The following is a 13,701-nucleotide window of genomic DNA, read 5'->3' on the forward strand; positions in this document are numbered from 1 at the left end:
GCCGCCGGTTCGCGGCCCGAGTGAATGAACTCAGTCAGGGGACGAGAAGCATGGAGAGGATTTGGCAGCGGCACTACCAGGAAGGTGTCCCTTTCGAAATCGACCTGGAAGGCTATCGTTCGGCCGTGGATTTTCTCGTTCGGGCCGTCGACGCGCGTCCGGACGAAACCGCGGTGGTATGTCATGGCTCGACACTGAGCTATCGGGAGCTGGATACGCTGAGTCGCGCATTTGCCAGCTATCTGGTGAATGTCGAGGGGCTGCACGTCGGCGATCGCGTCGCGGTCATGCTGCCGAACCTGCTTCACTATCCTGTCACCGTGTTCGGTGCGCTGCGGGCCGGCCTGACACTGGTGAACCTGAATCCGTTCTATACGACTCGCGAGGTGCTTTTCAACCTGAAGGACAGTGGCGCGAGCCTGCTGGTCGCCGTCGAATCGGCGCTCGACGTGCTGCCGGTCGACATCGAAGGTCGACCGTACAAGGTCGTCGTCGCGGCAGCCGATGAAATGCCGTTGCTGAGCAAGATCGGGCGGGATGCAGCGCCGTCCGTCGCGGCAGCCGAGCCGCAGGCTGCGCGCGTGGGGAGCCGGTTCGTCGACGCGCTTCTGAAAGGTAGTGCGTCAGCCCATGTCGACGCCGTCGTCGATCTGGACATGAATGCGTTCCTGCAGTACACGGGCGGCACGACCGGGAAAAGCAAGGCGGCCGTCCTGACGCATCGGAACATCGTCGCCAACACCCTGATCATGTGCGATTGGTTCGGGATCGGCTTCACCCGAGGTGACGAGTGCGTGGTGACCGTCCTGCCGATCTACCACATCATGGGGCTGGCGGTAGGCTGCTTTTTCTCGATCGCGACGATGCGCAAGAACGTGTACATACCGAACCCGCGTGATCTGGCGCACTTCGTGCGCGAATTTCGGGAGTACCGCTTCGCGTATCTGCTCGGTGTGAACACCTTGTTCAATGCGTTGCTCGAATACGAACCGTTTCGGGCCCTCGACTTCAGTTGCCTGCGGCAAACGATCGGCGCGGGTGCGCAGATCGAGAGCGCCGTTGCAAGAAGATGGCAGGAATTGACCGGTTGTCATCTGCTCGGCGCGTATGGACTGACCGAGGCATCCCCCAGCGTGTGCGGTACACCGCCGCAAGCATTCGAGCGCAGGGACAGCGTCGGCGTGCCGTTTCCGTCGACCGATATCAAACTGCTGGACGGCGCGGGCAGAGAGGTGCCGATCGGTGCCCCGGGCGAAATCACCGTCCAAGGCCCGCAGGTCATGAGCGGTTACTGGAATCGGCCCGACGAAACCCGCGATGCGTTTACTGCGGACGGCTATCTTCGGACCGGCGATATCGGCGTTCTTGATCAATCCGGATTCCTGTCCATTGTCGATCGCAAGAAGGATGTCGTGCTGGTGTCGGGTTTCAACGTCTACCCGAACGAGATCGAGGCCGTCATCAGCCTGCACCGCGAGGTCGTCGAATGCGCATGCATCGGTGTTCCGGACGAAAAAACCGGCGAAGCGCTCAAGGTGTTCGTGGTAACGCGCGACAGCGGGCTCACCGGAGAGGTTCTGGAGCGCTTCGCGCGCGAGCACCTGACGGCATACAAGGTGCCTCGGCAATTCCAGTTCGTCGACGCGTTGCCGAAGTCGCCTGTCGGCAAAGTGCTGCGCCGCGCATTGCGTCCGTGAACGCGGCATGTCATCGATAACGATCCGGGAAAAAGAATGATCAAGTACAGACCGCCAGTCCGTGACATGCAATTCCTGCTGCATGAACTGCTGAATGTCGAAAGCCGCTTCTCGGCAATGCCGCGGCACAGCGACCTGGATGCCGGCACCGTCGACCAGATCATCGAGGCGGCCGGCAAATTCAGCCGCGACGTGTTGCAACCCCTGAACCTGCCCGGCGATCGGGAAGGGTGTACACGGGACGCGAACGGTAGCGTCAGGACACCGGCAGGGTACCCGGAAGCGTATCGGCAATATGTCGAGGGCGGGTGGCCGGCGCTCACCGGCCCGGCCGAGTTCGGCGGGCAGGCGCTGCCGCATGTGGTCGGCAATGCCGTCACCGAGATGATTTGTGCGTGCAACCAGGCGTGGGGCGCCTACCCGATATTGTCACATGGCGCGGGCAGTTGTCTGTTCGAGCACGGCAATGCGGAACTCAAGCGGTTGTACTTGCCGAAACTCGTATCGGGAGCATGGTCGGGCACGATGTGCCTGACCGAAGCGCATTGCGGCTCCGATCTCGGGTTGCTCGGAACCCGTGCGGAGCTTGCAGCGGACGGGTCTTATCGCATCACCGGAACGAAGATCTTCATTTCGGGCGGCGACCAGGATCTGACCGACAACATTCTGCATCTCGTTCTCGCGCGGCTACCCGATGCACCGGCCGGATCGAGGGGGATCTCGTTGTTTCTCGTGCCGAAATTCCTGGTGAACGAGCGTGGCGAGCCGGTCGAGCGAAACGCGGTACAGTGCGGCGCGCTCGAGGAGAAGATGGGCATCCACGGCAACGCGACATGCGTGATGAACTTCGATGGCGCACGTGGCTGGCTGGTCGGGGAGCGCGGCCGAGGATTGAATGCGATGTTCGTGATGATGAACGCGTCGCGACTCGTCGTTGCCACCCAGACGGTCGGCCTCAGCGAGTTCGTGTACCAGCAGGCATCCGGATACGCGAAGGAGCGGCTCCAGTCGCGCAGTGCGTCAGGTCCCAGGCTGCCAGCCGCGGCAGCGGATCCGATCATCGTTCATCCGGACGTGCGGCGCATGCTGTTGACCCAGCGCGCATACACCGAGGGCGGCCGCGCGCTGACGGCCTGGCTGGCCGTGCTGGCCGACCACGAGCAATCGGATGCCGACGAGACGCGCCGTGCCGCGGCCGCGCGGTTGATCCCGCTGTTGACGCCGATTGCCAAGGCATTCGTGAGCGACAACGCGTTCGAAAGCACGAACCTGGGGATGCAGGTGTTCGGCGGGCATGGCTATATCGTCGAAACCGGAATCGAGCAATATGTCCGGGACGCACGCATCAGTTCGATCTATGAAGGCACCAATGCGATCCAGGCGCTTGATCTCGTGAATCGCAAAATCGCCGTGGATGGCGGAGCCAGTCTCGACCTGCTCCTGGCGGATATCGAAGGCTTCGTGGAAAACAGTCGCGCCGCGCCGGCCATGAACGAATTTTCCACCCCCTTGCTTGCGGCAATCGACAAGGCGCGGCGGGGCACGTCGGCGATTCTCGACGGTCAACGGCGCGATCCGGAATTTGCCGGTGCCGCCGCCGTGCATTACACGCGCGTCATCGGTCACCTGCTCTTTGCCTACCTTTGGGCTCAGATGGCGAGGGTCGCGCTTGCAAAATGCGGGCATGACGACGATTTCTACCGCACGAAGCTGGCCACCGCACGATACTACTTCGCCCGGATGCATCCGGAGATCGACTATCAACTGGCACTCGTGCTGGCAAGTCCGGCCAGCCTGATGGAGCCGGCTGACGAGGCGTTCTAGGGGCAACGATCGAATGGCGATGCCATTGTGCTGAAATCGCTGCGGCGTTGTCACGTTGACGCGCGGGTATCGCAGGATGTCGGGATGAAGAGGACGCAATCGCTTGATCGCGAGCATCGGTTTCCTGGCCGTACGCCGATATTTCCGTTACTCGACGCAGTGTTCATGACGCGTACGGCGAGCCTTGGCTGTCGTGGCGCACCGTCGGCGAGCACGACGCCGCGCGTCGATATACAGCCCGAAGCACCGGGTCCGATGCTTGCCGGTCGGACGCAGCAGCCAGTTTGCAATCTCGCGGTGTCAAATGAGCCCGGCCTTCCGGCCCGCAGCCGCAGCCTGAGTGCGATTGATCACGTTCAATGCCCTGAAGATCGATGTGATGTGCGCCTTGACGGTTTTTTCGGAGAGGCTCATCTTGTCCGCGATGACCTTGTTGGGCACGCCATCGGCCACATAGCGCAATACTTCGATCTGGCGTTGCGTCAGCGATACGGTCATGCGCGCCGATGGCTGGCCGCGAACCATGCTGGAGTCTTGCAAAACCTGATGATCAAGGATGACGGGGGGAACATAGCGCTCTCCATCCAGCGCCATTTTTATCGCCGCCAGCAGCGTTTGCAAGCCCGACGTCTTGGGCACGTAACCCAGTGCGCCGTGTGCGAATGCGTCCCGCACGTCCCGCAGGCTCTCTGACGCGGAAAGGACGACGATCGGCAATTCGGGGCGAATTTTCCCGAACTCGGCAATCGCCTCGCGACCGTCTATCCCTTTCAGTGTCAGGTCAAGGAGCACGACGTCCAGATCCAGGTGCTGATCGAGCAACCGCATGGCTTCGTCCGCGCTGCTCGACTGTATGACGACCATGTTTTCACCAGCCTGCTGAAGCAGCTTCGCGACACCCGCCCGCAAGATCGGATGATCGTCGACAATCAATATCTTCATGAGTCGATGGAATGATGTGAGGACGCTCGAGAGATCATCGTTCGACATACAGGTTTCGCCTCGATAGGTCGAACGTCGGCAGTTGGATCCACATTCACCTCGGAATCCGCAAAAACGAATCGCGAGAGGCTGTCGTGCGGGGCGAGGGCGCCGATTTGACCACGATAGAGTTACAGTGGTTGCATGACGATGCCTGGAACGAGCGCGCTTGGTCCCTGTCGATCTGCGAAATGGCTTGTCGGTGCAGGACGGACGCGACGGCAACCCGATTCGTCTCCGAGCGTGAAGTCGAGTGTTAGTCCCAAGGCACAGCGTGAGTCGCTCATTATCCAATCCTGTTCGAATGAGTGGATCGACCAGTTCGTGCATTAATTCCTGATAAGAGACAATTGAAGAAAAGGTAAAGCGCCGTCGATTTCCGTGATGTCATTCGAGAAATGGTAGTGCGTTATTTTCGGCTTGCCAAAATTCACCTGCAAGAAGAGTGCAAAACAAGGCGCTGTCACGTTAACGGAGTCTGTTCGCAAGGAGCGTGAAAGCAGCCGGCTGCTCCATGCTGCCGAGGCCACGCCATGTCGACAAACGCGCGGCAAGGTGTTTGCGATGGAGGCAGGCGCGCGGCGGATGCGGCTTCAGGGCGAAATGCTGACGGGGCGATCCGACGCTCGCGAGGAAAGCCCGAGTGGGCTTCGGGTCGGTAATCCTTGCATGTGCCGCTCGCGTTCACGGGTGGGCTGATGGCTGCTTGCTGCCCGGTTCTTGGCGCTGGCCTTGACGAACACATGCTCCGTGTCGGCCAACCGTTCTTCGGTATCGCGCAGACCCGGTCGGAGACGGGAATGCCGACGCACAGCCAGGCTGATGACTGCCGCCGGAAACGGTTGGTCGTGATCTGGCGCTCGGGTCTTCTTCATCCGACATCCTGCGATACCCGTCCGGCAACGTGACAATGCCGGCGTAGTTCGTAATTGGCAGAAGGTGGGAATAGGCCAAGGCCTTGTAACGGGCCAGCGACTTTCCTGTTGCGGTAAGCCCGATCACCGGAAGCAGATTCTCACGCTCGACATGAAGATCCGAGGTTGTGCTTGTTGACGCTCCTTGCCGGATTAATCGAGGTGAACTGCTTCTTCCAGATTTATTTCTGAAGAATCCTCGAGCCGATATCCTTCTCCATAAATCGACCTTATGACTAACCCGTGATCCGCGTTTAGATGCAATTTGCGTCTGATCGTCGACATGTGAGGTACGATATTGCGCAATGTTTTTGTCTTGTCATTCGGCCACAGAAATTCCAGAATTTCATCGTGAGTCACGACTTCCGTGTGGAATTTGAAGATCAGGTAGGCCAGATCAAATTCCTTTTGACGCAAGCGGATGGTGGTCTGGTTGTAGTCGACACGATTGCAATCCGGCATGAAATGATAACCGTTCACTTTCAGCGGCATGCGTTTCTTTCGCCAGTCGGAGTGGGTCGAGATGATGTTTCGGGCGACGACTTCCGGGGGGATGTCTGAAAATGCGGTTCTTGCGGATACTTCACCCGGGGTCGGAATGCAATCGTCGAGGCCGCAGTAGCAATGACCGCCGCCATGGTTTGAAATCGATCGCGCATGCACGAGCATCGGCTTGTACTCGATTGCTTCCGTCAGACTGTGCCGGAAGTCCTCGAGCATGACATCGGCGACCCAGTCGGTCACGATGACGCAGTCGATTTTTGTCCTTCTGAGTATCGGCCTTGATTTGCTCAGGGACGGCACGGTGAAGATTCGCGCGGAGTCGTATTGAAATTGAGCGGCTATGGCGCCGGAGATATCCGGGCGGGAGCTCAAGATAAGAATGTTCATGTTCATCTTCCGATATTCGTTCGGTGTCGATGCGGTCGCGCCTTGGGTAGTCCTGGTGTCCGGGCGAAACATGACATTTGTCAGACGCTTGCGGGGCCAGTGGCCGGTTTCGATCAATTATTATTTGAATGACTGATATTCAAATAACTTATTTGCGTGACTGGTATTCGCGATTCAGTGGGTGTCTGGTTAAAGTACATCAAGAGAGCTTGGTGGGCAATAAATAGCTGATGTCCCAATATTTTTGTTTCTTAAATTCCTTGGGTGAAAATCTGTTATCTGGATTATGTATTTTCGTATAAATATGGTCGAACGCCGGGCGCCGCGAGGAGCCGCACGATGTGGCGGTGGTTCGTCAATCGGGCGGATACGCAAGTACGCCGCACGGTCGGCAATGCGCACCTCGCGTTGCAGTCCATCCAGTATCTGATGGATGGGCAGGTGCCGGGCGACCCGGAAAGCCTGTTCGGTTTCGAGCAGGCGACGTTGATGTTGCTCGATTCCGTCGTTCGCCGCGAGGCCGGCGACTCGCTCAACCGGGCCGGCGCGCGAAGTGCGTCCCTGCGGATGAACGCTGAAATCTATCTCGCGCATCACTATAGCGATCCCGACCTGACGCCGGGCCGGCTTGCCCATGCACTGAACGTATCGAGACGTACGCTTTATGGCGCACTGGCGGCGACTAGCCAGACACCTCAGGTTGATCCAGGAATATCGACTGCAGGCGAGCAGACGGGCGCTTCTGGATCCGGCCGACACGAACCGCAATCTTCTGGAGCTGGCAGTCATGTGCGGCTTTTCGGACATGATGCGTTTCGGATGCAGCCCCGGCGTTTACCGGATGAGCTGTCGAAATGCATCGGAACCGGCGTGATGCGACGCCTCCGTCATGTGCAATCGGAAAGCGCGCGGTGCAGGGAATATTTGCACGCGTTGACGCAACGTCTGCACTGAACGACGAAATAAAATAATAAAGAATCCTAGACTTTCATGAGCGGATAACTCATGGGGCCGACGGTTATCTAGGAGGCGAACTTGAAGAAAAACCAGGCAGGTATTCGAGCGCTTCGCGTTGCGCGCTTGTTCCGCGGCCCACGCGCCTGGAAGCTGGCTGCGCTTGCGATGGCGGCCGCTTTCCCGACATTGGCTTCGGCAATCAGTATCGACGCGGGGGACTATACGCCGTTGCCGGCGGGTGCGAATCTCATTGCGCTGTACTGTCAGCATGCCGAAGTGTAGTGGTCAACTAATCCCGGACACTGCGTCATGTTTTTCTTCCGCCACCGCCGGCGCCAGTCCGTCATGGATCTGGTGCGGCCGTATCCAGTTGTACCGGTGCATCAGGTAGTGGCTGATGTCGATGGATGGAAAAGGCGCCAGGTGCTCCATCGGCGAATACATCGAGCTGTATAACCGCAAACGGCCCCATTCGAGCCTGGCGGATCGCACGCCGGATGAGGAGTACCTCGCGACGCTTCCTGCGATCAAATCGGCAGCATGACTGCCGCGGACATTCCTCTAAAAAATGTCGAAAACCTGTCGGAACGGGCGAGGCCACCTCTCCGTACCAGAAGTGATTTCGCGTACGGATTCCTAATCACGAACGTAGGAGACAACATGACTTTTGACGGTTCTGCCATCAAGGCGCTGCTGGACGACGCTGTGTCGAAGGGCGTTGTTCACGGCATTGCAGCAGTGGTAGTTGACCGCAGCGGGCCGCTGTTCCATCACGCCGTCGGTGAGGCTGGCCGCCAGACGATGTTCCGCAACGCCTCGATGACGAAGGCCGTCGCCACCACGGCGGCTCTGCAGTTTGTCGAGAAGGGGTTGCTGAGCCTCGATGCCACCGTCGAATCGATTCTGCCGGAATTCGGTCAGTTGCAAGTGCTGGAAGGTTTCGACGGCGGCAAGCCCTGCTTGCGCCCTCCTGCCAGCAGGGCCACCGTGCGCCAACTGATGACCCACACGGCCGGCCTCGGCTACTTCTTCCTCAACGAGAAGCTGTTGCGCTACCACGAGCTGACGGGTGAGCCCCACCCTCTCACGGGGCTGAAGCGCAGTCTTTCAGCGCCACTCGTGAACGACCCAGGCACCGCCTGGGAGTACGGCGCCAGCACCGATTGGCTCGGGCTCATTGTCGAGAAGCTGTCGGGGCAGAGTTTGGGCAGCTACATCAAGGAGCATGTGTACGGGCCGCTGGGAATGAACGACTCGACATTTACCCCTAGCGCCGAACAGCGCTGCCGGCTGATGCGCGTGATGCAGCGCCAGGCCGACGGCACGCTCGCGCCTTCAGCCCTCGATCTGCCGCCGACCTCCGAATGGGACGCTGCCGGCCACGGGTCGTACGGTACGGTGCAGGACTATGGCCGCTTCTTGCAGGCATGGCTCAACGACGGTGCCGGCACCCTCGAACCGGCAACCGTGCAGATGGCGCTGCAGAACCACCTCGGGCCGATCAAGCTACCCGAGCTGATGAAGTCCACGCTGCCCGGACTGTCGAACGACGTGCCCGCGGCACCGGTGCCGCAGGGCTGGGGTCTGGGCTTCCACCTCACGCTCGACGACGTGCCGGGCATGCGCGGCAACGGCACGGCCGACTGGGCCGGCGTCTTCAATTCCTACTATTGGATCGACCGCTCGAAGGGCATCGGCGCTGTGCTAATGACGCAACTGCTGCCCTTCTTTGACATGCCCGTCGTCGAGACACTCATTGGCTTCGAGACGGCGGTGTACCAGCAGGTGGGAGCGGCCGTTCCAGCGGCATAACGCCAGAGCGCAAGCGCTGAAATCGGGATCAACCGCATGTCCGCTCAGCTTGGTGCGGTCAAGGTCGATCCCGAGCGACCGCTTCCCGGCCGGTCAGCTTCGGCGGTTCAGTGCCCGCCTTGGGGCGATTTATGCCACGCGTATTTGACGCGCGGGTGCTGGATCACACGACGCTGCTCGGGGATGACATCGAGCTGCTCGCTGATCTCCGCACCGAACTCGACGAGCGCGTGTCCGCCGTTCGTGCAGAAGCGTTCAGTTCTCTCCGACAACTTGACAGTGCCCTCGCTGCTATGCAGCTTCAAGTGTGTTGCATCGACGCGTTGAATCCGCACGGCTTCGAAGGTGCAACGAGGTCACCGCAGGCAGCAAGCCCCGAGCGATATCACCGGCATCGAGGCTTGCGTAGCATCAATCGATCGGGGTAATCATGTCATGGATGATCCGCTTCGCAATCGAAATGAATTCCTTCATTTTCGCGAGATTCTGGCTTCCTTCCTTGTAGATGATATTTAACGGAATGGGGCATCCCTCGAAGTCCGGAAAAATCCTGATCAACTCCCCGCTTTCGAGGGCGTCGCATATCATCAGCTCGGGCAGGAGAGCGATGCCGATATGCGACTTGGCCAGTTTTTTGGCGGCGATCGGATGATCGACGGTACATATCGGATTTATCTTGATATCGATTGCCTTTCCATCCTTTCCGAACAATTCGATTTCGTTACGGTAGTGCGGTGAGCAGGCGATCCAGGGAGGCGCGGCGATGTGGTCGCTCTGGGCGAAATTCCCCGATTGCCGTTCGATGAACTCAGGCGTGGCGACGATGAATCGCTTGACATATCCGATGGTTTCAAAGACGGCGTTGAAGCTTTCAGGGGCGGAAGTGGAAATTGCGCAGTCGATGGCGTTCTCGTAGAACCTGACCGGATTTTCATTGGTTTGCCACTCGAGCGTGACCCTGGGGCAGGCTTCGAGGTACCTGGCAGAGATTTGAGTGATGATATTCTTTTCGAATCCACTCGGCGCCGATACACGCAAGACCCCGTGAGCGATATTTTTTTCGCTTCTCACCAGTTCTTCAAAATCCATCAAGTCGTTGATCAGATATCGAACGTACTCGTAATATCGCCGGCCGGTTTCGGTTACATCCATGCCGTGCGTGGTTCGATTGATGAGCGGTACGCCAAGATGCGCTTCCAGAATCTGAAGCTGACGACTGACGGTGGGCTGGCTCGAGTTCAATTGCCTGGCGGCGTCGGTGAAGCTTCCCGTCTCTACGATCCGAGCGAACGTATCCATTAAGGCCAGTTGATTGATCTTGGGGCTCGATGAGTTTTTCATGAAAACAGACAATTCCAGGCTGCGCAGCGCGCGACTGTCCCGCAGCATCGATCGCATGATTGTTCAATCCTGATCTGCCGAAAGGATGCTGCAATGAACAGGTCACGTAGGGAAAAATAATCTGGACGATGGCATGTCGTTCAAGAGGCGCGAGCGACCAGCATGGGCAATCACTCCCGTGTTGGTTGCTCGCACGATGCGCGTGCCGACATCGAATCGTCGACGCACGCTTTCGCGGATCGATCCGTCAGTCGGCGCGCAGCGAAATTTCGACGCGGCGGTTGCGGGCGCGGCCTTCGGCCGTTGTGTTGACGGCGATCGGATCGGCCTTGCCGCGACCTGAAACCGACCACGCTGCCGTCTTCTGTCCGTGTGCCCTCAGATAATTGGCGACGGCATCGGCACGTCGTTTCGACAACGCCAGGTTGTACGCATTACCGCCGACGGAGTCGGTGTAACCGGTAACCGTTACCAGGGAGTACGTGCGGGCGGTCCGCTCGTTCAGAAGCGTGTCGAGGGACGCACGGGCGGCGGGTGCCAGCGTCGCCTGAGCAGTCGCGAACAGCGCATCCGTCGACAGGTTGATGTGCTCGATCGTGACGGGCGGGGCGGGTGGCACGGGCGCCGGTTCAGAGGGCGGCGGAGCGACCGGGGCGGGCGCGGCGCCGCATTGAAACACCAGCGATGCGGGATCGGCGTTCTTGCGTATCGCGTTTGCGGAATCGACGATACGTACCGGCTGGTCGCCGCAAATCTTGCGAGCGGCCTTCATGCAGGTCTGCGGGCCCGACAGCACGCCGTGACAGCTCACTTCGAACGTGCGCACGCCGTCGCGCGGCTGCAGTTCGGATGCGCTGAAGGTCGGGCCGGACGTCGTCGAGCACGCGACGAGAGACATGACCGAAAGCGCGGCCAGACAGGTGAGTTTGTTCATGGTTGTATCCTCAATGCATTCTTTGGGAGAGCCCGTCGCGCCGACTGGCAACCAGCCGGCGCGACGAACCGGAACGCGGGAGCGTGTCCGGTTGGTGGCGCAGATTATTTCCACTGATACAGCATGCCGGCGCCGATCACCCGCTGACCGCCGCTGAAGCCGCCGTTGATCGACGCCTTCAGGTTCTCCGTGATGCGCGCCTGCATGTTGACCGCCATCGCCTTCTGGCCGAGGAAGGTCGATGTGCCGACGCCCATCCCGAAGTTGGCGTCGCGATCCAGTTGCGGGATCGATGCCATCGCGCCGACGGCCGCGATACCTTCGATCGCCATCTGGTTGGTCTGCTGCAGTTGCGAACCCAGCGAGTTGATCTGCGCCTGCTGACCCGACAACGCCGTCGACATCGTCGACTGCACCGTGTTGAGCTGGTTCAGGTTGACCGCATCCGTGCCTTGCGTACCCGGCGCGACGTTCGTGATCTGGCGCTGCTGCGTGTCGCTGCCGACCGACACCACGTTCGAACGGCCGCCGTCGTTCGAGTTTGCGCCGATCGCCACCGAGTTCGAGCCGGCGGTGACCTTCGGCACGTCGCTGCCGGTGCCGTTCATGTCGGCCGCGATCCCGTTGTTGTTCGCCGAACGGATGGTGTTGTTGTTGATCGTCGTCGACAACTGGTTCACCGTGGTGCTGATGTTCGACACGCCGCTCGACAGCGAGGCCACGTTGCTGTTGGTCGAGCTGAGGCCGGTGGACAGCGAGCTGATGCCGGTCGAGGTCGACGTGGACAGCGAGGCCACGTTGCTGTTCGTCGTGCTGAGGCCGGTAGACAGCGAGCCGACGCCGGTCGACAACGAACTGATCGCGGTCGAGGTCGAGGTGGACAGCGAGGCCACGTTGCTGTTGGTCGCATTCAGGCTGGTGGACAGCGAGCTGATGCCGGTCGACAGCGACGAGAAATTCGCCGCGGTCGACGTCGACAGGCTGTTCACCGCCTGATTCGTCGCGTTGAGCTGGCTGCCGTTGACCGCGTCCGTGCTGGTGGCCGAAACCTGGCCGGCAGCGACGTTCGTGACCTGGCGTTCCTGGCCCGGCGCGCCCACGCTGACGACGCTCGTCGGCGAGCTGCCCGCGAAGAAGTACGTGACGCCGCCGATCGTGGTGCTCGACGTCGGGTTTGCCGCGCCGGTGATCGAGCCCGCGCCCAGCGCAACGGAGTTGGCAAGGTTCGCGGTAGCGCCCGCGCCGAAGGCCAGTGCGCCCGTGGCGTTCGCGGTGGCGGCGTTGCCCAGCGCGATCGTGTTGTCCGCGATGGCCTGGCTCGAATTGCCGAGGGCGAGCGCGCTCGCGCCGTTCGCGGTGTTCGCGTTGCCGAGCGCCACCGCGCCGTTGCCGGTCGCCGTGTCGTTCGCGCCCAGCGCCACCGCGCCGGTGCCCGTCGCGATGCTCGGGTCGCCGATCGCGACTGCGCCGTCGCCGCTCGCGGTGTTGCCGGCGCCGATCGACACGGCGTTGCCGCCCGTAGCCGAGGCGTTCTGGCCGATCGCGACCGCGCCTGCCGTCTGCGCGTTCGAGCCGTCGCCGACCGCGACGCTGCTGGCGCCTGCCGCGCTGGCGTTCGTACCTGCCGCGAGAGCGTTGATGCCGGTTGCGCCGTCGTTGTTGTAGTTGGCCTGCTGCGTGCCGTTGTCGTTGACGCTGTAGTAGTGCGTCTTCGAGGCATTGATCGCGGTCGAGGTCGACGTGGACAGCGAGGCCACGTTGCTGTTCGTCGTGCTGAGTCCGGTGGACAACGAGCCGATGCCGGTCGACGTCGACGTGGACAGCGACAGGATCGTACTGTCGGTCGACGACAGGCCGGTGGACAGCGAGCTGATGCCGGTCGAGGCCGAGGTCGACAGCGACGTGATCGAGCTGGTGGCGGAAGACAGGCCGGTCGACGTCGAAGTCGACAGCGAACTGATCGAGCTGTTGGCCGACGAGAGGCCGGTCGAGGTCGAGGTAGACAACGATGTGATCGAGCTGTTGGCCGACGACAAGCCGGTCGACGTGGAGGTCGACAGCGAAGTGACGCTGCTATCGGTCGAGCTGAGGCCAGTGGAGAGCGAGCTGATGCCGGTCGAGGTCGACGTGGACAGCGAGGTGAGCGAGCTGTTAGCGGACGAGAGGCCGGTCGACGTGGAGGTCGACAGCGAGGTCACGGTGCTGTCGGTCGAGCTGAGACCGGTGGACAGCGAGCTGATACCGGTCGAGGTCGATGTGGACAACGAGGTGAGCGAGCTGCTGGCCGACGACAGGCCGGTCGACGTGGAGGTCGACAGCGAAGTGACGGTGCTGTCGGTCGAGCTCAGGC

Annotated in this window: 12 protein-coding genes and 1 pseudogene; 6 read left to right on the top strand and 7 right to left on the bottom strand. The window is 60.7% G+C overall.

Annotated elements, in window-relative coordinates; genetic code table 11:
• Window positions 1-50 precede the first annotated feature (50 nt).
• On the top strand, window positions 51-1,697 hold the full coding sequence (locus GQ57_RS31725) for a long-chain-fatty-acid--CoA ligase (RefSeq protein WP_034199930.1): 1,647 nt from the start codon (window positions 51-53) through the stop codon (window positions 1,695-1,697).
• Between the two features lie 36 nt (window positions 1,698-1,733).
• On the top strand, window positions 1,734-3,521 hold the full coding sequence (locus GQ57_RS31730; RefSeq protein WP_034199931.1) for an acyl-CoA dehydrogenase C-terminal domain-containing protein: 1,788 nt from the start codon (window positions 1,734-1,736) through the stop codon (window positions 3,519-3,521).
• Between the two features lie 300 nt (window positions 3,522-3,821).
• Here the strand turns inward: GQ57_RS31730 and GQ57_RS31735 are convergent, their stop codons facing one another.
• From GQ57_RS31735 to GQ57_RS38370, 3 genes are all read right to left on the bottom strand, one after another.
• Window positions 3,822-4,463, bottom strand: coding sequence for a response regulator (locus GQ57_RS31735; RefSeq protein ID WP_034199940.1), 642 nt, complete (start codon window positions 4,461-4,463; stop codon window positions 3,822-3,824).
• Window positions 4,464-5,095: 632 nt separating this feature from the next.
• Complete coding sequence (locus GQ57_RS44445) at window positions 5,096-5,377, bottom strand: hypothetical protein (protein WP_174923234.1); 282 nt, start codon at window positions 5,375-5,377, stop codon at window positions 5,096-5,098.
• Window positions 5,378-5,569: 192 nt separating this feature from the next.
• Window positions 5,570-6,307, bottom strand: coding sequence for a winged helix-turn-helix domain-containing protein (locus GQ57_RS38370; protein WP_160257575.1), 738 nt, complete (start codon window positions 6,305-6,307; stop codon window positions 5,570-5,572).
• 339 nt (window positions 6,308-6,646) lie between these two features.
• On the opposite strand from GQ57_RS38370, the gene GQ57_RS40635 reads away from it, so the two are divergent.
• From GQ57_RS40635 to GQ57_RS31750, 4 genes are all read left to right on the top strand, one after another.
• Window positions 6,647-7,261 carry a hypothetical protein gene (locus GQ57_RS40635; RefSeq protein ID WP_235215160.1) on the top strand — a complete coding sequence of 205 codons (615 nt, stop codon included), beginning with the start codon at window positions 6,647-6,649 and terminating at the stop codon, window positions 7,259-7,261.
• An 81-nt stretch (window positions 7,262-7,342) separates the two neighbouring features.
• Entirely contained in the window at window positions 7,343-7,546 is a 204-nt protein-coding gene (locus tag GQ57_RS43465) for a hypothetical protein (protein WP_200880675.1), read from the top strand.
• Between the two features lie 121 nt (window positions 7,547-7,667).
• Complete coding sequence (locus GQ57_RS44450) at window positions 7,668-7,808, top strand: integrase core domain-containing protein (RefSeq protein WP_160257577.1); 141 nt, start codon at window positions 7,668-7,670, stop codon at window positions 7,806-7,808.
• A gap of 116 nt (window positions 7,809-7,924) precedes the next feature.
• Window positions 7,925-9,076 carry a serine hydrolase domain-containing protein gene (locus GQ57_RS31750; RefSeq protein ID WP_034199933.1) on the top strand — a complete coding sequence of 384 codons (1,152 nt, stop codon included), beginning with the start codon at window positions 7,925-7,927 and terminating at the stop codon, window positions 9,074-9,076.
• Between the two features lie 137 nt (window positions 9,077-9,213).
• On the opposite strand, the pseudogene GQ57_RS40645 reads toward GQ57_RS31750, so the two are convergent.
• The 4 genes and pseudogenes from GQ57_RS40645 to GQ57_RS31770 all read right to left on the bottom strand — a co-directional run.
• Window positions 9,214-9,336, bottom strand: a pseudogene (locus GQ57_RS40645) (IS66 family transposase zinc-finger binding domain-containing protein); the annotation flags it as partial.
• Between the two features lie 151 nt (window positions 9,337-9,487).
• Entirely contained in the window at window positions 9,488-10,474 is a 987-nt protein-coding gene (locus tag GQ57_RS31760; RefSeq protein ID WP_081894967.1) for a LysR family transcriptional regulator, read from the bottom strand.
• A 190-nt stretch (window positions 10,475-10,664) separates the two neighbouring features.
• Entirely contained in the window at window positions 10,665-11,351 is a 687-nt protein-coding gene (locus GQ57_RS31765) for an OmpA family protein (RefSeq protein WP_034199935.1), read from the bottom strand.
• Window positions 11,352-11,455: 104 nt separating this feature from the next.
• A partial coding sequence (locus GQ57_RS31770) for a YadA family autotransporter adhesin (RefSeq protein WP_200880676.1) occupies window positions 11,456-13,701 on the bottom strand: 2,246 nt, incomplete at its 5' end.

Origin of the sequence: Burkholderia sp. MSh2 (genome assembly GCF_000731655.1) — a bacterium.
In the GTDB taxonomy this organism is placed as follows: domain Bacteria; phylum Pseudomonadota; class Gammaproteobacteria; order Burkholderiales; family Burkholderiaceae; genus Burkholderia; species Burkholderia paludis.